General features: G+C 71.7%; 17 protein-coding genes and 2 pseudogenes. 15 read left to right on the top strand and 4 right to left on the bottom strand.

The window, feature by feature from the left end:
• Positions 1-31 precede the first annotated feature (31 nt).
• Genes HUT16_RS30245 through HUT16_RS30235 form a run of 3 tightly spaced genes read left to right on the top strand, consistent with a single transcriptional unit; the run spans position 32 to position 4,904 of the window.
• The gene (locus HUT16_RS30245; protein ID WP_176191215.1) at positions 32-1,039 is read left to right on the top strand and encodes an aliphatic sulfonate ABC transporter substrate-binding protein; all 1,008 of its coding nucleotides are present in this window, start codon (positions 32-34) and stop codon (positions 1,037-1,039) included.
• Complete coding sequence (locus HUT16_RS30240) at positions 1,036-2,547, top strand: sulfatase-like hydrolase/transferase (RefSeq protein ID WP_176191214.1); 1,512 nt, start codon at positions 1,036-1,038, stop codon at positions 2,545-2,547. The genes HUT16_RS30245 and HUT16_RS30240 overlap by 4 nt, the downstream gene beginning before the upstream one ends.
• Positions 2,544-4,904: a family 43 glycosylhydrolase gene (locus tag HUT16_RS30235; RefSeq protein WP_176191213.1), complete on the top strand. Its 2,361-nt coding sequence runs from the start codon at positions 2,544-2,546 to the stop codon at positions 4,902-4,904. The genes HUT16_RS30240 and HUT16_RS30235 overlap by 4 nt, the downstream gene beginning before the upstream one ends.
• A 36-nt stretch (positions 4,905-4,940) precedes the next feature.
• On the opposite strand, the gene HUT16_RS30230 is transcribed toward HUT16_RS30235, so the two are convergent.
• The gene (locus tag HUT16_RS30230; RefSeq protein ID WP_254898391.1) at positions 4,941-5,993 is read right to left on the bottom strand and encodes an ROK family glucokinase; all 1,053 of its coding nucleotides are present in this window, start codon (positions 5,991-5,993) and stop codon (positions 4,941-4,943) included.
• A gap of 279 nt (positions 5,994-6,272) precedes the next feature.
• Here HUT16_RS30230 and HUT16_RS30225 point away from each other — a divergent pair, with 279 nt between their 5' ends.
• From HUT16_RS30225 to HUT16_RS30200, 6 genes and pseudogenes are all read left to right on the top strand, one after another.
• Positions 6,273-7,394, top strand: coding sequence for an esterase family protein (locus HUT16_RS30225; RefSeq protein ID WP_176191211.1), 1,122 nt, complete (start codon positions 6,273-6,275; stop codon positions 7,392-7,394).
• A gap of 318 nt (positions 7,395-7,712) precedes the next feature.
• Complete coding sequence (locus tag HUT16_RS30220; protein ID WP_176191210.1) at positions 7,713-8,756, top strand: hypothetical protein; 1,044 nt, start codon at positions 7,713-7,715, stop codon at positions 8,754-8,756.
• 116 nt (positions 8,757-8,872) lie between these two features.
• Positions 8,873-9,461 (top strand): annotated as a pseudogene (locus tag HUT16_RS30215) (transposase family protein).
• A 261-nt stretch (positions 9,462-9,722) separates the two neighbouring features.
• Positions 9,723-10,217 (top strand): hypothetical protein, encoded by a 495-nt coding sequence (locus HUT16_RS30210; RefSeq protein ID WP_176191209.1) that lies wholly within the window; start codon positions 9,723-9,725, stop codon positions 10,215-10,217.
• A 369-nt stretch (positions 10,218-10,586) separates the two neighbouring features.
• A complete protein-coding gene (locus HUT16_RS30205) occupies positions 10,587-11,540 on the top strand; it encodes an IS481 family transposase (protein ID WP_176191208.1) in 954 nt (317 codons plus the stop codon).
• 72 nt (positions 11,541-11,612) lie between these two features.
• Positions 11,613-12,487, top strand: a pseudogene (locus tag HUT16_RS30200) (IS5 family transposase).
• Positions 12,488-12,543: 56 nt separating this feature from the next.
• On the opposite strand, the gene HUT16_RS30195 reads toward HUT16_RS30200, so the two are convergent.
• Together HUT16_RS30195 and HUT16_RS30190 are read right to left on the bottom strand one after the other, a co-directional pair.
• Positions 12,544-12,903: a transposase family protein gene (locus HUT16_RS30195; RefSeq protein WP_176191207.1), complete on the bottom strand. Its 360-nt coding sequence runs from the start codon at positions 12,901-12,903 to the stop codon at positions 12,544-12,546.
• A 155-nt stretch (positions 12,904-13,058) separates the two neighbouring features.
• Complete coding sequence (locus HUT16_RS30190) at positions 13,059-14,039, bottom strand: hypothetical protein (RefSeq protein WP_176191206.1); 981 nt, start codon at positions 14,037-14,039, stop codon at positions 13,059-13,061.
• A gap of 323 nt (positions 14,040-14,362) precedes the next feature.
• Here HUT16_RS30190 and HUT16_RS30185 point away from each other — a divergent pair, with 323 nt between their 5' ends.
• The 3 genes from HUT16_RS30185 to HUT16_RS30175 all read left to right on the top strand — a co-directional run bounded on the left by HUT16_RS30185 (position 14,363) and on the right by HUT16_RS30175 (position 18,402).
• The gene (locus HUT16_RS30185) at positions 14,363-14,863 is read left to right on the top strand and encodes a hypothetical protein (RefSeq protein ID WP_176191205.1); all 501 of its coding nucleotides are present in this window, start codon (positions 14,363-14,365) and stop codon (positions 14,861-14,863) included.
• Positions 14,864-14,987: 124 nt separating this feature from the next.
• Positions 14,988-17,066, top strand: coding sequence for a bifunctional polysaccharide deacetylase/glycosyltransferase family 2 protein (locus tag HUT16_RS30180; RefSeq protein WP_176192940.1), 2,079 nt, complete (start codon positions 14,988-14,990; stop codon positions 17,064-17,066).
• 1 nt (position 17,067) lies between these two features.
• Positions 17,068-18,402, top strand: coding sequence for an acyltransferase (locus HUT16_RS30175; protein WP_254898050.1), 1,335 nt, complete (start codon positions 17,068-17,070; stop codon positions 18,400-18,402).
• Positions 18,403-18,462: 60 nt separating this feature from the next.
• Here HUT16_RS30175 and HUT16_RS30170 read toward each other — a convergent pair whose 3' ends face one another.
• Positions 18,463-20,073: a PucR family transcriptional regulator ligand-binding domain-containing protein gene (locus HUT16_RS30170; protein ID WP_176191204.1), complete on the bottom strand. Its 1,611-nt coding sequence runs from the start codon at positions 20,071-20,073 to the stop codon at positions 18,463-18,465.
• A 284-nt stretch (positions 20,074-20,357) separates the two neighbouring features.
• On the opposite strand from HUT16_RS30170, the gene HUT16_RS30165 reads away from it, so the two are divergent.
• The 3 genes from HUT16_RS30165 to pucD are packed head-to-tail and all read left to right on the top strand — an operon-like array spanning position 20,358 to position 24,084.
• The gene (locus tag HUT16_RS30165) at positions 20,358-21,245 is read left to right on the top strand and encodes a xanthine dehydrogenase family protein subunit M (RefSeq protein ID WP_176191203.1); all 888 of its coding nucleotides are present in this window, start codon (positions 20,358-20,360) and stop codon (positions 21,243-21,245) included.
• Positions 21,242-21,727: a (2Fe-2S)-binding protein gene (locus HUT16_RS30160; protein ID WP_176191202.1), complete on the top strand. Its 486-nt coding sequence runs from the start codon at positions 21,242-21,244 to the stop codon at positions 21,725-21,727. Before HUT16_RS30165 ends, HUT16_RS30160 begins: the two co-directional genes overlap by 4 nt.
• Positions 21,724-24,084, top strand: coding sequence for a xanthine dehydrogenase subunit D (gene pucD, locus HUT16_RS30155; protein ID WP_176191201.1), 2,361 nt, complete (start codon positions 21,724-21,726; stop codon positions 24,082-24,084). Before HUT16_RS30160 ends, pucD begins: the two co-directional genes overlap by 4 nt.
• Positions 24,085-24,173: the final 89 nt, after the last annotated feature.

Here is a 24,173-nt window from a genome sequence, read left to right as displayed (position 1 = left end):
TCCGTCACCTCTCCCCAAGGACCGCATCGCCATGCGCATACTCCGTCGCGCCCTCCTCGCCGTCTCCGCCGTGACCGTCCTGTCGCTCTCCGCCACCGCCTGCTCGTCCGCCTCCTCCGCCTCGTCGGGCTCGTCCGGCGCCGCGGGCAAGACGGTGAAGGTGCGGTTCGGCTACATCAGCGACTACAACGGCGCCAGCCTGCTGGCCATCGCCGACCGGCAGGGCCTGTGGAAGCAGCAGGGCCTCGACCCGGAGCTGAAGGTGTTCACCAACGGCCCGCTCCAGGTGCAGGCGCTCGGCGCGGGCGACCTGGACTTCGGCTACATCGGCCCCGGCGCGCTCTGGCTGCCCGCCTCCGGCAAGGCCAAGGTGGTCGCGATCGACACCCTGACCTACGCCGACCACGTGATCGCCCAGCCGGGCATCACCTCGGTCAAGGACCTGAAGGGCAAGAAGGTCGGCGTGCCGGCCGGCACCTCCGGCGAGATGGTGCTCAACCTGGCGCTCCAGCAGGCCGGGCTGTCGCCCAGCGACGTGCAGAAGGTGCCGATGGACCCGGCGACGGTGGTGTCCGCGTTCGTGGGCGGGCAGATCGACGCGGCCGGGATCTGGTACCCGCTGATCGACAGCATCAAGGCGAAGAAGCCGGACCTGGTGGAGATCGCCGGGACGAAGGACTTCACCGGCCGGGCCTTCCCGACCGCGTTCGTCTCCGGCCCGAAGACCGACGCGGGGCTGTCCGAGAAGGTGGTCAAGGTGCTCCAGGCGGCCAACGACTGGCGGGCCGCGCACCCGGACGAGTCGGTCACCGAGGCCGCCGCGCTGCTCAAGCTCGACCCGGCCAAGGTCAAGGCGGACGCCGCCAACGTGCAGACCCTGTCCACCGCGGACCTGGTGGCCAAGACGAAGGACGGCACGGTGGACGGCTGGCTGAAGGGCCTGGGCGACTTCTTCGTCTCCACCGGCCAGTTGAAGACCTCCCCGGCCCCGGCCGAGTACTACGCGGGCGACGCCTACGCAAAGGCGTACGGGAAGTGAACCTGCTGTTCCTGATGACCGACCAGCACCGGGTGGACACCCTCGGCGCGTACGGCAACCCGCACGTGGCGACCCCGCACCTGGACCGGCTGGCCGCGTCCGGCACCCGCTTCGACCGGTTCTACACCCCGACGGCGATCTGCACCCCGGCCCGGGCCAGCCTGCTGACCGGTCAGAACCCTTTCCGGCACCGGCTGCTGGCCAACCAGGAGCGCAACGTCGGCTACCTGGAGGACCTGCGGCCGGACGTCTTCACCTTCCCGCAGGCGCTCCGGGAGCGCGGCTACCGGCTGGGCCTGGTCGGCAAGTGGCACGGCGGCACCGAGCGCAACGCCGCCTCGTACGGCTTCGAGGGGCCCGACCTGCCGGGCTGGCACAACCCCGTCGACCACCCCGACTACCTGGCCTACCTGGCCGAACGCGGCCTGCCGCCGTACCGGATCACCGATCCGGTGCGCGGCACCTCGCCCAACGGCAACCCGGGCAACCTGCTGGCGGCCCGGCTCCGGCAGCCGGTGGAGGCCACCTTCGAGCACTACCTGGCCACCCGGACGATCGAGCAGTTGGAGCGGTACGCGGCCGACGGGCGGCCGTTCTTCCTGGCCGCGCACTTCTTCGGTCCGCACCTGCCCTACCTGCTGCCCGACGCCTACTACGACCGCTACGACCCGGCGCTGGTCGAGCTGCCGCCCTCGGTGGCCGAGACCTTCGAGGGCAAGCCGCCCGTCCAGCGCAACTACTGCGACCACTGGGCGTTCGACACGATGCCCGCCGAGGTGAGCCGGAAGCTGATCGCCGTCTACTGGGGGTACGTCACCCTGATCGACGAGCAGATCGGCCGCATCCTCACCCGGCTCGACGAACTCGGCCTGACCGACGCCACCTCGGTGTTCTTCACCGCCGACCACGGCGAGTTCACCGGCGCGCACCGGCTGCACGACAAGGGCCCGGCGATGTACGAGGACATCTACCGCATCCCCGGCATCGTCCGGGTGCCGGGCGCGCCGCCGCAGGTGCGCGAGGAGCTGGTCTCGCTCACCGACTGCACCGCGACGATCCTCGAACTGGCCGGCGCCGACCCGGCGCCGGCGGTCGACAGCCGCAGCCTGCTGCCCCTGGTGCGCGGCGAACGGCCGGACTGGCCGCAGGAGCTGGTCGCCGAGTTCCACGGCCACCACTTCCCGTACCCGCAGCGGATGATCCGCGACGACCGGTACAAGCTGGTGGTCAACCCGGAGTCCGTCAACGAGCTGTACGACCTGGTCGAGGACCCGCACGAGCTGGTCAACCGGCACGGCGAGGCGGCGTACGCGGACGTCCGGGCCCGGCTGACCCGGCGGCTGTACGACCTGCTGCGCGAGCGCGGCGACAACTTCCACCACTGGATGGCGCCGATGTACGACATCGGCACCCACCTGGAGGACTCCACCCTCAGCGCCTTCGAACCCGACGGCACGGCACCCGCCGCGCCGACCGCCGGCACCACCCCGAGCAGGGAGACGGCATGACCCTCCGCACCCCGCGCCACCGAAGACTGCTCCCGCGGCTGCTGGCCGCCTGCGCGCTCGCCTGGGGGCTGCTGGCCGTCCCGCCGGCCGCAACCGCGGACGGCGCGCAGGCCGCCGACGCGCCGGCCGCGACCTACACCAACCCGGTCTCCGCCGGGGTGGTGGACACCTTCCCCGACCCGTCGACGATCCGCGGCAAGGACGGCCTCTGGTACGCCTACGGCACCCAGAACCCGGTCTTCCAGAGCCGGGGCGAGGACGGCGAGCGCATCCTGCCGATCCTGCGCTCGGCGGACCTGGTGCACTGGACGTACGCGGGCCAGGTGTTCACGCCCGCCACCCAGCCCGCCTGGGAGAACGGCTCCCGGCTGTGGGCGCCGGACATCCGCTACTTCGACGGCCACTACAGCCTGTACTACTCGGTGCCGGGCGCGGGCACCGTCGCGCTGGCCACCGCGCCCACCCCCACCGGCCCGTGGACCGACCGGGGTTCGGTGCTGCCCTCCCCCAGCGGCTGCCCGAGCGGCAACATCGACCAGGCCCAGTTCACCGACACCGGCGGCCAGGCGTACCTGTACTGGGGCAGCTACGACACCATCTGCGTCGCCCAGCTGACCCCGGACCGCACCCGCACCCAGGGCGCGGTGACCCAGGTCGCCAAGGGGCGGCGGGTCGAGGGCGGCTTCGTGGTGCACCGGGACGCCTACTACTACCTGTTCTACTCGGACGGCGGCTGCTGCTCGGGGGCGTTCAGCGGCTACCAGGTCAAGGTCGGCCGGGCCACCAGCCCGACCGGGCCGTTCCGCGACGAGCTGGGCACCGACCTGACGGCGCTCACCAGCAAGGCCGGGATCGTGGCCGGGGCGAACGGGAACCGCTGGATCGGCCCGGGCCACAACGCGGTGCAGACCGACCTGTCCGGGCAGGACTGGCTGGTCTACCACGGCATCCCGGCCGAGGCGCCCGACCTGGCGCCCGCCGCCGGGGGCACCCTGAACCTGACCCGCCGCCCGCTGCTGATCGACCGGCTGGACTGGATCGACGGCTGGCCGGTGCTGCGCGCCGGGGCGGGCCCGTCCGACACCGCGCAGGCCGCACCCGTCACCGCCCCGGCGGCCGGCGGCGCGTTCGACGGCGGGACGCTGGCCGGCTGGCGCACCGAGGGCGCCGGCACCGGCGGCTGGTCGGCGCCGGTGGAGACCGACTCCGGCGGGTACGCGGCGCACGCCGACAGCGGGGACGCGCCCGCGTTCGCGGTCGGCCCGGGCACCGCCCCGGCGAACGTCCGCGCCGAGGCCGACCTGCGGGTCACCGCGGCGGGCGGCCGAGCCGGGCTGGCACTGGCCTACGCCGGGCCGGGCGACCGGATCACCGCCTGGCTGGACCGGAGCCGGAACGCCCTGGTCACCGAGGCGGTGGTCGGCGGGGTCTCCGCCGGGGAGCAGCTGACCGCGCTGCCCGCCGGGTTCACCTGGAACACCTGGCACGCCGTCACCGCCGAACTGCGCGGCACCGCGCTGACGGTGGAGGTCAGCCACGACCGGCTGCACGACCCGGTGGCCGTGCAGCAGCGCACCGTCCCCGCCGGGGCGGCCCGTTCCGGCGCGGTCGCGCTGGCCGCCCGGGGCCCGGGCGCGGCGGGCGACAACGTGAGCGCCACCGCGCTGTACACCCCGGTGACCGCCCGGGTGGCGGACCCGGCGCCGGGCGCGCTCCTGCCCGGCTACAGCGACGAGTTCGACGCGGCGGCGGTGCCGGGCACCACCGCCGGCTCGCCGTGGAGCTGGGTGCGCGGTCCCGCCGCCGGGGTGGCGGCGGGCGGCGGCTCGCTCTCCTGGCCGACCCAGAACGCGGAGCTGTACCTGGGCGACAACAGCGCCTCGGTGCTCCAGCGCCCGGCCCCGGACGGGGACTTCACGGTGGAGACGAAGCTGGTCTTCGCACCGGGCCAGACCTCGCAGCAGGCCGGCCTGGTGCTGTACGAGAACGACGACCGGTGGTTCAAGCTGGTGCACTCGGTGCTGGCGCTGAACAACGGCGGCGGGGCGGTGCTCCAGGTCAGCGAGTTCGGCAAGGAGGGCGAGCGGCCGACCACCACCCCGCCGACGGCGGTGGCCAACGCCCCGATGTTCGGCGGCCCGACGGCCGACACGATGTGGCTGCGCCTGGTGCACCACCTGGACGCGGCGCACGGCGAGCACGAGGTGCGGGCCGTCACCAGCCGCGACGGCGTGACCTGGACGTACGCCGGGGTGTGGACGCTGCCGGTGAAGGGCCCGCTGAAGATCGGCCTGGTGTCGATGAACAAGTCGGGGGCGACGGCGCGCTTCGACTACGTCCGCACCTACGCGGGCTGAGCCCCACCCCCGCCGCTCCCGCCCCGTCGGGCGTCCTCAGCCGTCCACCCGGCGGCGCTTGACGGTGCGGAAGCGGCGGGCCACCTGCCGGGCCAGGTCGGCGGCGCCGACCAGGCCCGCCTCGTTGCCGAGTTCGGCGTGGACGAGGTCCGCCTCGGGGCGGAAGCCGCGGCCGGTGAGGGTGCGGCGGAAGGCGTCCCGGGCGGGGCCGAGCAGCAGGTCGCCGGCCTCGCTGACGCCGCCGCCGATCACGAAGCGGCCGGGGTCGAGCGCGGCGGCCAGGTTGGCGATGCCGACGCCGAGCCAGCGGCCGACCTCGTAGAGCAGTTCGACGGCGACGGCGTCGCCGTCCCGGGCGGCCTCGGTGACCAGCGGGCCGGTGATGCCGAGCGGGGAGCCGCCGGCCCGGGCCAGCAGCGGCTGCACCACCGGGGACTCCTCGGCGGCCAGTTCGCGGGCCTCGCGCACCAGGGCGTTGCCGGAGGAGTACTGCTCCCAGCAGCCCCGGTTGCCGCACGGGCAGCGGTGGCCGCCCGGCACCACCTGCATGTGGCCGAACTCGCCCGCCAGGCCGTACTTGCCCCGGTCGACGTGGCCGTCGCGGACCTGCGCGCCGCCGATCCCGGTGCCCAGGGTGATCATCACCATGTGGTCCTCGCCGCGCCCGGCGCCGAAGCGCCACTCGGCCCAGGCCGCCGCGTTGGCGTCGTTCTCCACCACCACGGGGAAGCGCAGCCGGGAGCTGAGCGCCTGCTGCAACGGCTCCCCGCGCCAGTTCAGGTGCGGGGCGAACAGCACGGTGGAGCGCTCGGCGTCCACCCAGCCCGCCGCGCCGACGCCGACGGCGTGCACGTCGTGCTTGTCGGCCAGGTGCAGCACCAGCTCGACGATGACGTCCTCGACCACCTTGGGGCTCTTGCTCTTGTCGGGGGTCTCGGTGCGCAGCCGGTCCACCACGTTGCCGTCGCCGTCGACCACGCCCGCGACCACCTTGGTGCCGCCGATGTCCACACCGATGGTGGGCAGCTTCAGCACCCCGGCGGGCAGGGTGCGCCGGCGGCGCTCGGCGCGCGGGCCGAGGCCCAGCAGATTGGGCAGGACGGGGCGGGCGGGGCCGCTGGCACGGGTCACGGAACGAATGCTCCTTGATTCGGTAAAGGTTGCGGTCCGAGGTCGGAAGGCTGTGGGCGAACTGGCAGACTGAGCGTTCGGCACCCAGCGGATTCTCACGAAAAAGTGATGTTCCTCTCAGGTTTCCACGAGTGTCGACAGCAACTGATCGCGTGTGTGACGCAGTCTGACAAGTGTGATGCGTGAACCGGGGGACCTTGCCCCGGACGGCCGGACGACCCGATTCGAGAGACCCCGATGCAGCTGACAGGCACCCCGTTCCTCCTCCTCACGATCGTCCTGGTGCCGGTCTCGATCGTGGTGGCGCTCCTCCTGTGGGGGAGAGTCCGCGGACCGAAGCCCTTTCAGGCGCTGTCCAGGATCGTGATGCTGCTGTTCTGTCAGATCACAGCCGTCCTCATGGTGTTCGTCATGGTGAACAACGCCAACCTGATCTACGGCAGTTGGGACGACCTGCTCGGCACCGGCAGCCACGTCCGCGCGGTGCCGAACCTGCAGGCCGGGCCGGAGGGCGGCGACCCCGGCAACGACGCCCAGCACGCCAAGGTGATCCAGCAGTTCAAGCCGGTCGACGACCCGAAGGTGCCCGGCGACGTGCGGACCACCGACCTCAAGGGCCAGGTCTCCGGCGTGGACGGCGAGGTGCTGGTCTGGCTGCCCCCGCAGTACGACGACCCGGCCTACAAGGACAAGAGCTTCCCCGTGGTGGAACTGCTGCCGGGCTGGCCGGGCTCCTCCAAGACCTGGTTCGGCACGCTGAAGGTGTCCGAGCAGCTGAAGCCGATGATGCAGAGCGGGCAGGTCGCCCCGTTCATCCTGGTCTCGCCGCGCACCACCCTGCTCGACGACAGCACCGACACCGGCTGCGCCGACGTCCCCGGCAAGGTCAACGCGGACACCTGGCTGGCCCGCGACGTCCCCCGGATGGTCCTCGACAACTTCCGCGCCGACCCGTCCGCCGACCGCTGGGCCGTGGCCGGCTACTCGGCCGGCGGCCACTGCGCGGCGAAGCTCGCCCTGGAGCACCCCGACCGCTACCGCGCCGGGGTCAGCCTGTCCGGCTACAACGACCCGGCCGTCGAGGACAAGTCGCTGACCGCGAAGGACCCGCACCTGCGCGAGATCTCCAACCCGCTCAACATCCTGAAGTCCGCCAAGAACCCGCCGAAGACCTCGCTCTACGTCAGCGGCAACAAGGGCGACGGCCTGGAGGCCGGCGAGGCCCTGAAGGCCGCCGCCAAGCCGCCGACCTCGGTCACCGTCCAGGAGACCGGCGGCGCCCACAGCAGCGACGTGTGGAAGCCGATGATCCCGGGCGTCTTCACCTGGCTGACCGGCGTCATCCCCGTCCGGCACTGACGCCCCGCACGGCCCGGGCCCGGAGAGAGCGAGCCTTTTCAAGGTGGCCACCGATCGGGTGACGGGCGGCCCGGTGTCTGTGGGGATGCTGGAGGTGCGGTTCGGGCGGCTGTGGCAAGAGCTGTAGAACTGATGGGCGGGGGCGCGATGGTGCCCCTGCGCTCTGCGGGGAGTCCGGTTGGCTGCGGTGCTGTCGGAGACCGTGTCTAGAGTGACCGCCGAAATCGTCGTCGGGGTCGCACCGGACGTGGCGGGATCGTTCGCAGGGGGTTTGGTATGGGTTGGTGGGACAGGGCGCCGGGAGAACGCGAGCGATGGGTGCTCGACCCGCTGGTGGGGGTGGGGCCGCTGCGCTTCGGGATGAGCCCGGCGCAGGTCCGGGAGGCGCTGGAGGTGGCGGGCGTCCAACCCGAGCCGGGGGTTCGAACGGGAGAGGTCCAGGAGTACTACGACGAGCCGGGGCTGAGCGCGTTCTACGGGCCGGGGCCGCGGCTGGTCGCGGTGCTGATCGACGCGACGGGCGGGCCGCTGGTGCGGCTGGGGGAGGTCGAACTGGTCGCGCGGGTGCCTTCCGAGGCCCGCGCCGACATCCGCCGCCTCGCCCTCCTTGGCGGGGCCGAGGTGCGGGTGAACCGCCACGGGGAACCGGAGGTACCGGCCTGGGGGCTGTCCGTATGCGTGGTGCAGGAGTGGGGGCACGCACCCACGGGGCCCATGGAGCGCCGCGACAGGATGATCACCGGTCTCCTGGCCACCGGCCCCGAACTGGCCGAGGACCCCTGGAACACGGAGCCGGTCGCCAGGTTGACCCGCCCTTCGCATGACCGGCAAACGCCCCCAGATCCTCCGCCGGTGACGGTCGGTCAGGACCGGTCGCGCTGGGAGTGCGCACCGCTGCGGGGCGTCGGTCCGCTGCGCTTCGGAATGAGCCCGCGGCAGGTGGCCGCCGCGCTGGGCGGCCGGGAGCCTGTCGGGCGCGAGGGCCACCACCCGTTCCGGCCGGGCGGGGGCCGCGACCTGGACAGGTGGGAACTGGACGACGAGCACTACGACCACGCCGGGGTGAGCGCGCACTACTGGGAGGGCGCCGACGGCCCCGAACTGAACGCGGTGAGCGTCCACGGCCGCACCGGCCCGCAGGTCCTCTTCCAGGGCATCGAACTGGTCGGCCGCCGCCCCTCCGTCGTCGAGGCGGAACTCTTCCGGCACGCCGAGGACCATCCGCTGGAACTCCGTTACACCCCGTACGGGAACGTGGGCTCGGTCGAGCTCAACGTGTGGGTGCGGTCCGAGCGGGACGGGGACAGCACGATCACCGGGGCCCTGTTCTGCGTCGAGCAGTGGGTGTACAGCGAGGATTGACGCTGGGCTCGTCGAGGCAGCCACCGATCGAGTGGTGCCGGGTGGGGAAGAACCCGCGGGGCTCCCGGACGGTTGAGTGAGGTAGCCGACGTCTCAACTCTTGCCCGGGAGCCCTGCTGGTCACGTACCCAGCCGCACTGGACCTGCCGCACGCGCTCGTCGAGTGGGTCACCATGCTCATCGTCACCCGCGAAGGCGACCGCCGCTGCAAACTCCGTCCCTCCCAACGCGCCCTGGTCGCACCGGTGTACCTGCGCAAGCACGACACGCTCGCCCAGACCGCCGCCGGTTTCCGGATCGGCGTCGGCAAGCACCGCCGCCACTGCGTCAACCATCAGGTCGTCACCGGCCCGACAGGCAGACTCGTATGGATCTCCCGTACCCTTCCAGGCCGCACCCACGACCTGACCGCCGCCCGTACCCACCGCATCGTCAAGACCTGCGCCAGGCTCCGCATCCCGGCCCTGGCCGACATGGCGTACACCGGCGCAGGCAGCACGGTCGCCGTCCCCGCCAGACGGCCGCCACGCAAGGAGCTCAGCGACAGGCAGAGATCGCTGAACCGGGCCCATGCCCGGCTGCCACCCTGTCGAACGCGGCATCGCCACCGTCAAGCGCTGGCGGATCTTCCGCCATGCCCGCTGTAGCCCGAACTGGCTGACGTCAGCGGCGAAGGCCGTCCTCACTCTGGAGCTGCACCGCTGAAAAGGCTCACTGGTCCCCAGCGGCGAGCATGGGGGACGGCGCTGCGAGCGTCATCTCCTTGCCCCGCCGCTGACATCACATGAGGGCAGTCACAGGCGGGTGATCAGGAGCACGGCTGCAGAGAAGACCGGCCACACACCCTATTGAGCTCGGCCACTGGCTTCCGCAACCGTTCAGCGAACAGAATTGAGGCACAGCTGAAGGACCTCACATTGGCGAGAAGTGGCCTATTGAGAGCAGGCCAACTCCGTTACAGTTCCGATGCGTATCGACGCACGTCAAGTTGCAGCAAACAGGGGTGGTAGCTTGCGAACGACTAAGTCGGGCCTGCGAAAGTTGACCGCAGCCCTCGTCATCACGGCTGCAATTACGATTGTTCCGGCAGCCCCGGCGAACGCTGGAGCAGCTCACGCTCGCGGACGGATTACGCCCGAGTGGATAGACCCAAGCAGCACAACCTTCTGCCTCCCGGATGGCCAGTGCCAAAAAGTCTCAGGTCTCGTCGCACATGCTCTTGATATCGCCTTCAATGGAGGAAACGCCAGCACGGCATACGCCGGCACGGGGGTTCGATTCCCCTGGATAGATCCGTCCAATTTGATGACCGGTGATGTCGCATTCTGGCAGTACAACAATGCCGTACTGATAGTAGAAAACAGTGGCCTATTTGCAATCATCAACGGGCAAATGACCCCATTCAACGCCAATGGCTATGGCTACGGAAACTTTCAAGGATTTAGCCATCCGAGCGGCTGATGGCGCAGAGCAAGGGATTCTTGGACGCCTTCACTGAGACCTGGGACCTACCCACGACGCGGGCCAAGGTGGCACCGGCAGACGTGGGCCAGGCACGGTGCCCGCCCTCGCCTCGGACTCGCCCGGCAGTGACATCCCCTGTGGTCGGTGCCCGCGCCCTGGTGGTCGCTCTGGCAGACGTGGCCCGCGATGTTGTGACCAACGGCCAGCACAGCCCAGGTCGAGCCAAATGTCACCAGCATGGCAATCTAGGTGTTCTGACCACGGAGGTTGGTGACGGGGTTCACGGCCTGGTGATCTTGAAATGAGTGAGGGCCTTCTGGCTCGGTGTGGATTGCGACATCTGCACCGGCTGCCAGAAAGGCCCTCATGCCACACCGTAGCGCACCGCTGACCGAGACCGGACGCCTGCGCCTGGCCCGCTGTGTGGTCGAGGACGGATGGCCACTGCGCCGGGCCGCCGAGCGTTTCCAGGTCTCGCCCACCACAGCCATGCGCTGGGCGGACCGCTACCGCGCGTTCGGCGAGGCCGGCATGGGCGACCGTTCCAGCCGGCCGCACCGCAGCCCGAACCGGACTCCGACCCGTACCGAGCGGCGGATCATCAAGGTCCGCGTCCTGCGCCGCTGGGGCCCGGCGCGTATCGCCTACCTGCTGAAGCTCAACCCGGCCACCGTGCACCGGGTCCTGACCCGCTACCGCCTCGCCCGTCTGGCCCACCTCGACCGCGCCACCGGACGGCCGATACGACGCTACGAGCACGACGCCCCAGGCGAGCTGGTCCACGTCGACGTCAAGAAGCTCGGCAACATCCCCGACGGCGGCGGCCACAGAGCCCTGGGCCGCCAAGCCGGACGCGGAACACGTTCCGGCGTCGGCTACAGCTACCTGCACAACGCCGTCGACGACCACTCCCGCCTGGCCTACAGCGAGATCCTCGCGGACGAGCGCAAGGAGACCGCCACTGCGTTCTGGGCCCGGGCCAACGACTTCTTCACCCGGGCCGGCATCACCGTCCGGCGGGTCATGACCGACAACGGCGCCTGCTACAAGTCCCACCTGTGGCGCGACGCCCTCGCGGCCAACGGGATCACGCACAAGCGCACCCGCCCCTACCGGCCGCAGAGCAACGGCAAGGTCGAACGCTTCAACCGCACCCTGCTCGACGAGTGGGCCTACGCCAAGCCCTACCGTACCGAACAGGAACGCCGCGACGCCTACCCCACCTGGCTCCACACCTACAATCACCACCGCGGACACACCGCACTCGCAGGCAAACCACCCGCCAGCCGCGTCCCCAACCTCACAGGACAGAACACCTAGGGCTCGTATTCTGTTGTGATCATTCTGGGGAGTTGCCCTCGCGGCGCGGCCTGATCCAGTAGACCGTGTGTCGTGACGCGAGGGCAGCTTTCCGGTGCGGAGTGGGAGTTCATCGAGCCGTACCTGCCGATCGGCGAGTACGGTCCGTATCACGAGCGGCTGCGTCGGCAGTTCGAGGGCATGGTCCGGCACTTCAAGACCGGCAGCCAGTGGCGTGGGACGCCCCGGGGGTTCGGTACATGGTCGACCGTCCACAACCGGTTCCGGCAGTGGAGGGACGCCGGCGTCTCCGAGTCCCTGCTGGGGGGCGCGATCGCGGAAGCCGCCGAGGAGGCGAACAGGCCCCGGCAAAAGGGGGCGGCCCGGAGGAGCAAGACGGGCACGACGACCCGGGACGGGAAGAGCGGCGGCACGTCCGACGCCGACGCAGGCTCCGCCTGAAGGCAGCCCTTCTCGGACGTTCCAAGGGCAGGCAGACCAGCAAGGTCCACATCGCCGGGGAGCGAAAGTGCCGCCCGCCGGCCTTCGTCCTGACCGAGGGCCGGGCCGCCAACAGCCCGCAGTTCATCACCGTGCTGAAGAGGATTCGTGTCCGCGAGCCCGTCGGCCGTCCCCGCACCCGGCCCGACGCGGTCGCCGGGGACAAGGCCCACTCGTCCCGCGGTAACCGCTCTCACCTGAGTAAACGCCACATCAAGGCCGTCATCCCGGAGAAGGTCGACCAAGCCGCCAACCGCAAGAAGAAAGGCAGCAGGGGCGGCCGGCCCGTCAGCCACGACGCCGAGTTCTACAAGGACCGGAACACCGCCGAGCGCCTGATCAACAAGATGAGGGCCTGGCGGGGCACAGCCACGCGCTACGACAAGACCCCGCCGAGCTACCTCGCCGGCCTCCGCCTTCGAGGCGCGATGATCTGGATCAAGGACCTCACCAGAACCACCACTTGATCACGACCAAATACGCGCCCTGGACGAGTAGTTCCGAAGTGGGTCAGTGAGCCTTTTCAACGTTGAAGCTCGAGGGTGAGGACGGCCTCGGCTGTTGACATCAGCCAGTTCGGGCTGCAGCGTGCGTGTCGGAAAATTCTCCAGCGCTTGAGCGTGGCCACGCCTCGCTCGACCGGGTGGCGGAGCCGGGTGTGGGCCCGGTTCAAGGACCGCTGCGCGGGGCTGAGTTCCTTGCGGGCGGGACGTCCGGTCGGTACGGCGAAGGTGCCGTCGGCGCCGGTGTACGCCATGTCGGCCAAGGCGCGTTGGGAGGGACGGAGTTTGCAGCGGCGGTCGCCTTCGCGGGCGACGATGAGCATGGTGACCCACTCGACGAGCGCGTGCGGCAGGTTCAGTGCGACAGGATAGGTAACCAACGAGGCTTCCTGGCTGGTTGCTTGAGACGTGAGACATCTCGCTCAACCGCCCGGGAGCCTCGTTCGTTCTGCCCCCATCCCCACCGCTCGACCGTCACCCGTTCGGTGCCCGCCCTGAAAAGGCTCAGTGGGCCCGGAGGACGGGCCCGGCCCGGTCAGGGCTTCGGCAGGGTGTTGACGTAGTCGGTGCCCGCGGCGTAGAAGCCGTCCACCGCCTTCTGGACGTCGGCCTGGGACACCGCCTCGTCCGCCTTGTGGTAGAACCAGTTGACCTTCATGTCCCAGGTGCGCCCGGCGCCGAGGGAGGGCATCAGGTCGATGAACCAGTTGCTGAAGTGGACGTCGACCTTCTCCCGGGCGACGTACTTGCCGGAACTGGTGAACAGGTCCTTGCCGTCCAGCGAGTAGGTCACCTTCCCGTCCACCGCGGTGATCATCATCAGGTGCCAGCCCTGCAGGTGCTGCTTGAGGGCGTGGGTGACCCGGTCCGGCGGATCGGCCTTGTACCAGCTGGTGGTGTCCAGCTGCGGGCCGACCGAGCCCCAGCCGCCGTTGGCCATGTACTCGTAGTCGAGCTCGCTGTAGTTCGCCGAGGAGTCCTCGGGCGAGATCGGGAAGAAGGTCTGGACGACGTGGTCGCCGTTGCGGCCGCTGCCGGGCTTGTCGCTGAGGTAGACCCGGGCGGCGTACGTCCCGTTCAGGAACCGGGCGCCGGTGGTCTGCACCTCGACCTGCTCGGTGCCCTGCTTGGTGCCGTCGGTGGACGAGCGCAGCTGGAGGACCCGGCCGCCCTGGGCGTCGGCGTCGGTGGGGAAGGAGGCGCCGGCGGCGCTCCAGGTGTCCTTCACGCCGGGGCCGCCCGCGCCCTCCCGGGCCTCCCAGCCGTGGTCGGTGAAGGCGGGGTCGTCGGGCCCGGTGTAGTGGAAGGAGTCGAACAGCGTCCCGGGCGGGCCGGTCGGCGTCGGCGAGGCGCTCGCGGCGGCCCCGCCCTTCGCGCCCGACGCCCCCGCCCCCGCAGCCGCGTCGCCCCCGCCCGCGGCCGGGCCGCTGGAGCACGCGGCGAGCAGGCTCAGCAGGGCGGGCAGGGTGAGCACGCTCCACGCACGGTGACGGGGTATGCGGCGGGGCTTGCTCACACGGGCTCCTTGCGGCGTAGCGGCGGGGCCTGGGCCCGCCCGCGGTGACGGGCGGCGGCCGATGGGACGAGGCCGTCATCCTAACGGGGGCCGCAAGGGCCACCGCCGTTCTGCCCGCCCGCTCCTGACGGACATGTGCCAAGGTCAACGGTCCGCAGCCGTCCGCCTACGGTTATGCCTCCACCCTCATCTCAATCCGATTACAACACTGCCGAATATCGCGCCAAATGCGGACACAGGGCCCCATTGCCCACAGCGGGGTGGACTAGCGTTCGGCCTACGCTCCCGCGGTCCACGTACCCTGCACTGAGAGGCGCTGCAAGGTGCGCTCTGTCATCACGCCCCCCGAGGGCGGCCCGGTCCATCCGGGGGAACCCGACGATTTCGACGGCTTCGAGGAGCCGGCCCCCGAACCGGTGTTCGTCGACCAGTCGGGTCTGCGCGGACGCCTGCTCCGCGGCCTGGGCTGGCCGATCTCGCTGGTGGGCGCGGTCCTGGCGGTGGCGATGGGCGGCAGCCTGATCGGCGTCCAGGCGGACGCTCCCCCGCTGGTGATCCCCCCGCAGCCCACGCAGGCACCGGCCGCCGCGCCGGCCGCCTCCCCCGCACCGTCCGCCTCCCCCTCGGCGTCGGCCTCGGCCTCCTCCTCGCCCTCGGCGACCGGGACGGCCGGCCGTTCCGCGACGCCCGGCGCGAAGAGTTCGACCGGCAGTTCCAAGAGCCCGTCCGGCAGTGCGAAGCCGGGCACGTCGAAGTCCGCCTCCAAGCCCACCGCCGGATCGGCCGGGTCGACGGCTTCGGGCCAGTCGGTCAAGCACTCCTGACGGCCGGCCACCCCCGTACCCTCCGCACCACCCATTCCCAGGAGCGCCATTGTCCCGCCACCAGCGCCGCCGGCAGTCCCTGCTCAGGCCGCGCCGACTGGCCGCGCCGCCGCTGCGGTTCTTCATGCCGCTGTCCCTGCTGGCGTGCCTGCTGGTGCTGCTCGTGCTGCGCGGCCTGGCCAACAACGAGGTGTTCCACGACACCCGGATCGCCCAGTCGGTGGACAAGACGACCGTCCCCGAGGAGCTGCTCCACGGCGGCCCGGTCATCGACGCGCGCGGTGACAAGAAGGCGCACCCGGTGAGCTACCGGATACCCGACAAGACCGTGGTGCTGAGCTTCGACGACGGCCCCTCCCCGGAGTGGACCCCGAAGATCCTGAAGGTGCTCGCCGACCACGACATCCGGGCCGACTTCTTCGTGACCGGCTCGATGACCACCCGCAACCCGGAGCTGATCCGGCAGATCGTCGCGGGCGGCCACGAGATCGGCCTGCACACCTTCACCCACCCCGACCTGTCCTACCAGTCGCACACCCGGATCAGCTGGGAGCTGGCGCAGACCCAGCTGGCGCTGGCCGGCGTCGCGGGCGTCCACAGCTCGCTGTTCCGGCCGCCGTACTCCTCCGACGCCTCCGCGATGGACGACTGGAACTACCCGGTCATCAAGTACGTGGGCGCGCACGGCTACCTCACGGCGTTCATCGACCGCGACACGGACGACTGGAAGCGTCCCGGCGTGGAGGAGATCGTCAAGGCGGCGATGCCGTCCACGCCCGGCGCGGGCGAGCTGGTCCTGCTGCACGACGCGGGCGGCGACCGCGCCGAGACCGTCGAGGCGCTGGAGCAGATCATCGTCAAGCTGCAGGGCGAGGGCTACCGCTTCACCACCATCTCCGACGCGCTCGGCGCCCCCAGTGCCATGGTGCCGGTGCACGGCTTCCAGCTGTGGGCGGGCAAGGGCTTCATCTGGGCCACCCACGTCTCGGTGGTGACCCTGCCGCTGCTGGTCGGGCTGCTCGCCCTGGTCGGTTTCCTGAACTTCGGCCGGTTCGCCCTGATGGTCGTGCTCGCCCCGGTGCACGCCCGCCGCTCCAAGAAGCAGGGCGCCTGGGGGGACCCGGTCACCGAGCCGGTCACCGTCCTCGTCCCGGCCTACAACGAGCGCGAGTGCATCGCCAACACGCTCAACTCGCTCGCCGCCAGCGACTACCCGATCGAAGTGATCGTGATCGACGACGGCTCCACGGACGGCACCGCGGACATCGTCGAGGAGATGGACCTGCCGTTCGTCCGGCTGATCCGCAAGGTCAACGGCGGCAAGCCCAGCGCGCTGAACGCCGGGGTGGCGGCCGCCTCGCACGACATCGTCGTGATGATGGACGGCGACACCGTCTTCGAGCCGTCCACCGTGCGCGAGCTGGTCCAGCCCTTCGCCGACCCGGGGATCGGCGCGGTGGCGGGCAACGCGAAGGTCGGCAACCGCGACAGCCTGATCGGCGCCTGGCAGCACATCGAGTACGTCCTGGGCCACAACCTGGACCGCCGGATGTACGACGTGCTCAACGTCATCCCGACCATCCCCGGCGCGGTCGGCGCCTTCCGCCGGGAGGCCCTGCAGGCCGTCGGCGGGATGAGCGACGACACCCTCGCCGAGGACACCGACATCACCATGGCGGTGCTCTGCGACGGCTGGCGGATCGTCTACGCCGAGCGCGCCCGGGCCTGGACCGAGGCCCCCGCCAGTCTCCAGCAGCTGTGGTCCCAGCGCTACCGCTGGAGCTACGGCTCGATGCAGGCGATGTGGAAGCACCGCCGCGCGGTGGTCTCCCGCGGACCGGCCGGCCGGTTCGGCCGGATCGGGCTGCCGCTGGTGGTGCTGTTCGGCGTGGTCGCCCCGCTGCTGGCCCCGCTGGTCGACCTGTTCCTGCTGTACGGCGTCCTGTTCGGGGACACCGTGCTCACCCTCGCCAGCTGGGGCGGCTTCATCCTGCTCCAGTCCCTGCTGTCCTGGTACGCCTTCCGGCTCGACCGGGAGAAGCCCTGGCACCTGATCAGCCTGCCGTTGCAGCAGGTGGTCTACCGGCAGCTGATGTACATCGTCCTCTTGCAGTCCACGATCACCGCGTTCACCGGTGGCCGGCTGCGCTGGCAGAAGCTCCGGCGCACCGGCGAGGTCTCCGCCGCGCCGGTGGAGGTGTGACATGACTTCACCCACCGGGCAGCGCGGGCGGCACGAGGAGACCATCCCGCTGCGGATACCCGAGGGCTTCGGGCGCCACGAGGACACCATGGCGCTGCGGATCCCCGAGCAGTGGCGCCGGGACCACGACCACGACCCGGCCCCGGAGCCGGAGGCGCAGCAGGAGCAGGCCCCCGCGCCGCGCAAGGGGGGCCGGGACCGCTACCTGGACCTGCTGCGCGCGCTGGCGCTGGTCCGCGTGGTGCTCTACCACAACTTCGGCTGGTTCTGGCTGCCGCTGCTGTTTCCGTCGATGGGCGTGATGTTCGCGCTGGCGGGCTCGCTGATGGCCCGTTCGCTGAGCCGTCCCGCCCTCGGCGTGATCCGCGGCCGCCTGCGCCGGCTGCTGCCGCCGATGTGGCTGTTCGGCGGGATCGTGGTCGCCCTGCAGGTCGTCGACGGCGGCGGCCCCGGCGCGGACGGCCACCCCACCTGGTGGTGGGGCAAGCTGGCGTTCTGGCTGCTGCCGCTGAGCACCCCGCCGTACGCGGAGGACGGCCTGCACGGCCTCGGCGGCCTGCACCTGGAGTCCGGCTGGGCCACCCAGCTCGTGGTGCCGCTGTGGTACCTGCGGGCCTACCTCTGGTACGTGCTGCTCTCGCCGCTGATGCTGCGGGCCCTGCGGCGCTTCCCGGTGGCGACGCTGTGCGCCCCGCTGGTGCTGGTGATCGCGATGAACGGGTTCACCACCGACCACGACTTCGTCTACCAGCGGGTCTGGGAGACCGTCAACGACTTCGCGACCTTCGGCTCCTGCTGGATCCTCGGCATGGCCCACCAGGAGGGGCTGCTCAAGCGCCTCCCGCAGTACGTCGTGCCGTCCATCGCGCCGCTGGTCATGGTGGCCGGCTTCTGGTACCTGCAGAGCAGGCCGGTCGACCCGAGCCAGCCGACCGACATCGAGGCGTGGCCGATCGCCCAGGCGGTCTGGTCCCTGGGCTTCGTGGCGATGCTGCTGCACCTCAGCCCGTCCTGGGAGCGCTGGCCCGCCCCGCTGGAACGCTGGAACGGCCTGGTCAGCCTGCTCAACTCGCGGGCCGTCAGCGTCTACCTGTGGCACGTGACCGCGCTGGTGTGCGCCGTCCCGGTGATCGACCACCTGTGGGACGTCGACTTCTTCTACCAGCACATGAAGTGGCTGCTGACCAGCCAGTGGTTCACCCTGATGGTCGGCATCCCGCTGCTGGCCCTGCTGGTGCTGCTGTTCGGCTGGGTGGAGGACGTGGCGGCCAAGCGCTCGCCGCGGCTGTTCCCGTACCCCCGCCGCCCGCGCGGCAAGCGCCGGGTCGCCGACTGACGGCGCGGCGCGACACGGCGGCCGGAGGGCGGTTCCCCGCGGGGGGCCGCCCTCCGGCCGTCAGGCGAGCTCCAGGGCCAGGTAGAAGTCGACCCGGTCCTCCAGCCGGGAGAGGTCGCGGCCGGTGAGCTCCTCGATCCGGCCGATCCGGTAGCGCAGGGTGTTGACGTGGACGTGCAGCTGGGCGGCGCAGCGCGTCCAGGAGCCGTCGGAACGGAGGAACGCCTCCAGGGTGCGGACCAGGTCGGCCTGGTGCTCGAGGTCGTAGGCGATGACCTTGTCGAGGAGGCGGCTGCGGAAGGCCCGGCGGACCTCGTCGGGGACGGCGGCCAGCAGCAGGACGTGGGAGGCCAGCTCCTCGGGGCCGGCCACGCAGACCCGGCCGATCCGGGCGGCGGCGATCCGGCGGGCGTGCCGGGCCTCTTCGAGGGCGCCGCGCAGGCCGCCGGACTCGGCGGCGGGGGCGCAGACGCCCACCGTGATCCGGCCCTCGGAGCCGAGGCCGGCTTCCAGCGGGGCGAGCAGGGCGCGGACCGCGTCGGCGGGCACGGGGGTGTCGAGGGCGGGCAGCACGACGACGGCGCCGGTGGGGCCGGTGGCGGCGACCAGGGCGCGGTCGGTGGCGGCGGCCAGCGCCTCCTCCAGGATCGGCCGCAGGGCGCCGTCGGGCAGTCCGGTGGCGTCGGCGGAGAGCACCAGCCACTGCGGGTTGTCGCCGGTGGTCTCGGTGGAGCCCTCGTAGCGGGCGGCCATGGTGGTGGAGGCCTGGAGGGCGCGGCCGATCTCGGCGGGGTCGGCGTCGCGCCGGAGCAGGGTGAGGACCTCGTCGGCGATCCGGCGGCGCAGTCGGCGGCCCTCGTCGCGGCGGGTGCGTTCGGCGGCGACCAGGCGGGCCAGGTTCTCGGCGAGCTGCTGGCGCCCCGGCGTCCATTCGGTGACGTCGCCGGCGACGGCGAGGATCCAGTCGGCGAGGGGGGTGTCGGCGTCCGCACCGGCCGCGCCGGCCGGCTCGGTGGCGGCGGGCAGCAGCGAGTAGGGGCCGGCGGCGAGGCGGACGCGGTGCGGGGGGCGGCGGCGCTGGCGCTGGGCGGCGAGGTGGGCGCGGACGAGCTGGTCGCGGTCGGCGGGCGGCAGGTGGTCGGCGGGGCCGGCCACGACGCGCCCGGTGGGGGTGAGGACCCAGCAGTCGAGGTCGAGGTCGCCGCCGAGCAGGTCGAGGACGGCGTCGAGGCCGCCCGCGCCGGCGGCGGAGACCAGCAGGCGGTGCCGGTCGACCAGGGCGGCGAGGTCGGCGGCCCGGTCGGCGGAGACCTGGCGGCCGACGTACTCGGTGACGGCGCCGAAGGCGACGTCGTCGGGGACGGCGAGCAGCGGCAGGCGGTGGCGGCGGCAGGCTTCGGCGAGGTCGGCGGGGACGGGGCCGACCTCGACCTCGCCGGCCCCGAGGGCGGCGGCCCCGGCGGTGACGATGGTGCGCACGAAGCGTTCGGAGTCGGCGGGCGCGGTGCGCCAGAGCATGCCGGTGAGGACGAGTTCGCCGCCGTGCAGGTAGCGGCCGGGCTCCTGGAGGTCGGTGGTCATCACGCCGGTGACCTGCCGGTCGAGCTCGTCCTCGCCGGCGAGCAGGCGCAGTCGGGGGGCTCCGGGGGCGAGCAGGTCGCGGACGCGCATGGGCAGCCCTTCTTGGTCTGTGAGGGTGGGACCGCGGGGTGGAACGGCCCAGTGTGCCCGAGCTGAGCTGGAGGATCGTCCACCTTAGAGGAACGTACAGGACGGTGGTGCGGGTCACCGCCGGGCCTCATGCCATCAGTGACTGCCAGTGGCCCCCGTCACGGCGGTTCACTTGCCAACACGCCGCCGGGCTGCACCGCGGTGACCGAGGGCCCCCGGGCCCCGGGCACCGGCAAGGGCGCAGGTGCCCGCGTCCGTCGGCGACGACTTGAGGAGTTACCCGCATGGAGTTCCTTCGGCCCGCGAGCTGGGACGAGGCACTCGCGGCGAAGGCCGAGCACCCCACCGCGCTGCCCATCTCCGGCGGCACGGACGTCATGGTCGAGATGAACTTCGACGTGCACCGGCCATCCGCGATCCTCGATCTGAACCGCATCACCGAGCTGACCGAGTGGAGCAGCGACGGCGCGAGCGTCCGGCTGGGTGCGGCGGTGCCGTACGCCCGGATCATCGAGGAGCTGTCGGGGCCGCTGCCGGGCCTGGCGCTGGCCGCGCACACGGTGGGTTCGCCGCAGATCCGCAACCGCGGCAGCGTCGGCGGCAACCTGGGCGCGGCCTCGCCGGCCGGCGACTCGCACCCGGCGCTGCTGGCCGCGGGCCGGGAGGTGTGCGTGGAGGCGGAGTCGGTGCGCGGGTCGCGGCTGATCCCGATCGACGAGTTCTACCTCGGGGTGAAGCGCAACAGCCTGGAGCCGGACGAGCTGATCCGCGCGGTGCGCATCCCGGTCGCGGACGGCCCGCAGCAGTTCTCGAAGATCGGCACCCGCAACGCGATGGTGATCGCGGTCTGCGCGTTCGGCTTCGCGCTGCACCCGAAGGACGGCACGGTCGGCACCGGCATCGGTTCGGCCGCGCCGACGCCGCGCCGGGCGGTGGAGGCCGAGGAGTACCTGCGGGGGGTGCTCGCCGAGCGCGGCCTGTGGGAGTCGGGCGAGCTGCTCGGCCCGGAGGTGGTGCAGCGCTTCGGCGAGCTGGTGAAGGGCGCGGCCTCCCCGATCGACGACGTCCGGGGCACCGCCGACTACCGGCGGCACGCGCTGGCCGTGATGGCCCGGCGCACCCTGACGTGGTGTTGGAACGACTATCGCAAGCAGATCAGGAGCGCGGCATGAGGGTCACGTTCAGCGCGAACGGCAAGCCGGTGGAGGCCGACGACGTGTGGGAGGGCGAGTCCCTGCTGTACGTCCTGCGCGAGCGGGTCGGCCTGCCGGGTTCGAAGAACGCCTGCGAGCAGGGCGAGTGCGGCTCGTGCACGGTCTACCTGGACGGGGTGCCGGTGTGCTCCTGCCTGGTGGCGGCGGGCCAGGTGCAGGGCCGCGAGGTGCGCACCGTGGAGGGCCTGGCCGGCCCGGACGGCGAACTGGGCGTGGTGCAGCAGGCGTTCGTGGACGCGGGCGCCGTGCAGTGCGGCTTCTGCACCCCGGGCCTGCTGGTGCAGACCGACGCCCTGCTGGCGGCGGACCCGCAGCCCTCCGACACGGACATCCGGGAGGCGCTGTCGGGCAACCTGTGCCGCTGCACCGGCTACGAGAAGATCATGGACGCGGTGCGGCTGGCCTCGGCCCGGACGTGCGCCCGGGGGGTGGAGAAGTGACGACCCGCACGATCCAGGGCCAGAAGAACCTGCAGAAGATCAACCAGGCGTCCAAGGACGGCATCGGCGGCTCCCCGCTGCGCCCGGACGGCACGCTGAAGGTGAAGGGCGAGTTCGCCTACTCCTCCGACATGTGGCACGAGGACATGCTGTGGGGCACCGCGCTGCGCTCCCCGCACCCGCGGGCGAACATCCTGTCCGTGGACGTCTCCGAGGCGCTGAAGGTGCCCGGCGTGTACGCGGTGCTCACCCACGAGGACATCCCGGGCGAGAAGTACTACGGCCTGGAGATCGCCGACCAGCCGGCCCTGGCGATCGACAAGGTCCGCTACCACGGCGAGGCGATCGCCCTGGTGGCCGCCGACCACCCGGAGACGGCCCGGCGCGCGGTGAAGAAGATCGTGGTCGAGTACGAGGTGCTCACCCCGATCACCACCGAGGAGCAGTGCCTGGCCCCGGAGGTGCACGGCTACGTGCACGAGCCGCACGAGTACAAGTCGCACGCGTACGGCAACGTCTGCCACGAGCAGAAGCTGGTCTCCGGCCTGGGCGTCACCGACGAGGTGCGGGCGCTGGCGGACGTGATCGTGTCCGGCGAGTACGAGGTCGGCATGCAGGACCAGGCGTTCCTGGGCCCGGAGTCCGGCCTCGCGGTGCCCGCCGAGGACGGCGGCGTCGACCTGTACGTCGCCACCCAGTGGCTGCACGTGGACCGCCAGCAGATGGCGCCCGTCCTGGACCTGCCGCAGGAGAAGGTCCGCCTCACCCTGGCCGGGGTGGGCGGCGCGTTCGGCGGCCGCGAGGACCTGTCGATGCAGATCCACGCCTGCCTGCTGGCGCTGCACACCGGCAAACCGGTCAAGATCGTGTACGCCCGCGACGAGTCCTTCTTCGGGCACGTGCACCGCCACCCGGCGCGGATGCGCTACGAGCACGGCGCGACCCGGGACGGCAGGCTGGTCTTCGCCGACTGCCGGATCGTGCTGGACGGCGGCGCCTACGCCTCCGCCTCCCCCGCGGTGGTCGGCAACGCCGCCTCGCTGGGCCACGGCCCGTACGTCATCCCGAACGTGCGGATGCACGCGATCGCGCTGTACTCCAACAACCCGTCCTGCGGGGCGATGCGCGGCTTCGGCGCGGTGCAGGCCGCGTTCGGCTACGAGTCGCAGATGGACAAGCTGGCCGAGGCGCTCGGCATGGACCCGGTCGAGCTGCGGCAGCTGAACGCCGTCACCCAGGGCGACTTCATGCCGACCGGGCAGCCGATCGACGCGCCCGCGCCGGTCGCCGAACTGCTCCAGCGGGTCAAGGACATGCCGCTGCCGCCGCCGCTCGACCTGGAGCACCTGGACGTGCGCACCCTGCCGGGCGCGCTGTCCAACACCTCGCACGGCGAGGGCATCGTGCGTGGCGTCGGCTACTCGGTGGGCATCAAGAACGTCGGCTTCTCCGAGGGATTCGACGACTACTCGACCGCCCGGGTCCGGCTGGAGGTGATCGGCGGCGAGCCGGTGGCCATGGTGCACACCGCGATGGCCGAGGTCGGCCAGGGCGGCGTCACCGTGCACGCCCAGATCGCCCGCACCGAGCTGGGCGTCGAGCAGGTCACCATCCACCCGGCCAACACCGAGGTCGGCTCGGCCGGCTCCACCTCCGCCTCCCGGCAGACGTACATGACCGGCGGCGCGGTGAAGCTCGCCGCCGAGGCGGTGCGGCACGAGCTGCTGGAGAAGGGCCGCCACCGCTACGGCTGGACGCAGACCGACCTGTCGCTGCTCGGCGGCAAGGTGGTGTCCGCCTCGGCGGGCGTGCTGATCTCCATGGTCGACCTGCTCGGCGACGACGCCATCGAGCAGACCCGCGAGCACCACCACCGGCCCACCGTCCCGTTCGACAAGGAGACCGGGCAGGGCTTCGGGCACGTCCAGTACACCTTCTGCGCCAACCGCGCCGTGGTGGACGTGGACGTGGAGCTGGGCCTGGTCAAGGTGGTCGAGCTGACGGCCGTGCAGGACGTCGGCAAGGCGCTCAACCCGCTCTCGGTGGTCGGCCAGATCCAGGGCGGCTGCACCCAGGCGCTGGGCCTCGCGGTGATGGAGGAGATCGTGGTCAAGGACGGCAAGGTGCGCAACGCCTCCTTCACCGACTACCTGATCCCGACCATCCTGGACACCCCGCCGATCCCGGTGCAGATCCTCGAACTGCCCGACCCGCACGCCCCGTACGGGCTGCGCGGCGTCGGCGAGGCCCCCACCGTCTCCGCCACCCCGTCGATCGTCGCGGCCATCCGCCAGGCCACCGGCAAGGCGCTCACCCGCATCCCGGTGCGGCCGGAGCACCTGACCGACACGCTCTGACGGCCCGTTCGAGAACGTCCCCGGGGCGGGTTCCGAGTCTTCCCCCCGCCCCGGGGCGCTGCCGGAGTCTCGCCGGGCCCCGCAGCACC

This window comes from Kitasatospora sp. NA04385, from assembly GCF_013364235.1.
GTDB lineage: Bacteria > Actinomycetota > Actinomycetes > Streptomycetales > Streptomycetaceae > Kitasatospora.
This window is presented reverse-complemented; position numbering and strand designations above follow the sequence as displayed.

Bases quoted from the DNA above. Each gene is read 5' to 3' on its own strand.
- HUT16_RS30245 (WP_176191215.1), top strand. From the start codon at position 32: ATGCGCATACTCCGTCGCGCCCTCCTCGCCGTCTCCGCCGTGACCGTC.
- HUT16_RS30235 (WP_176191213.1), top strand. From the start codon at position 2,544: ATGACCCTCCGCACCCCGCGCCACCGAAGACTGCTCCCGCGGCTGCTG.
- HUT16_RS30225 (WP_176191211.1), top strand. From the start codon at position 6,273: ATGCAGCTGACAGGCACCCCGTTCCTCCTCCTCACGATCGTCCTGGTG.
- HUT16_RS30210 (WP_176191209.1), top strand. From the start codon at position 9,723: ATGCGTATCGACGCACGTCAAGTTGCAGCAAACAGGGGTGGTAGCTTG.
- HUT16_RS30205 (WP_176191208.1), top strand. From the start codon at position 10,587: ATGCCACACCGTAGCGCACCGCTGACCGAGACCGGACGCCTGCGCCTG.
- HUT16_RS30180 (WP_176192940.1), top strand. From the start codon at position 14,988: ATGCCGCTGTCCCTGCTGGCGTGCCTGCTGGTGCTGCTCGTGCTGCGC.
- HUT16_RS30175 (WP_254898050.1), top strand. From the start codon at position 17,068: ATGACTTCACCCACCGGGCAGCGCGGGCGGCACGAGGAGACCATCCCG.
- HUT16_RS30170 (WP_176191204.1), bottom strand. From the start codon at position 20,073: ATGCGCGTCCGCGACCTGCTCGCCCCCGGAGCCCCCCGACTGCGCCTG.
- HUT16_RS30165 (WP_176191203.1), top strand. From the start codon at position 20,358: ATGGAGTTCCTTCGGCCCGCGAGCTGGGACGAGGCACTCGCGGCGAAG.
- HUT16_RS30160 (WP_176191202.1), top strand. From the start codon at position 21,242: ATGAGGGTCACGTTCAGCGCGAACGGCAAGCCGGTGGAGGCCGACGAC.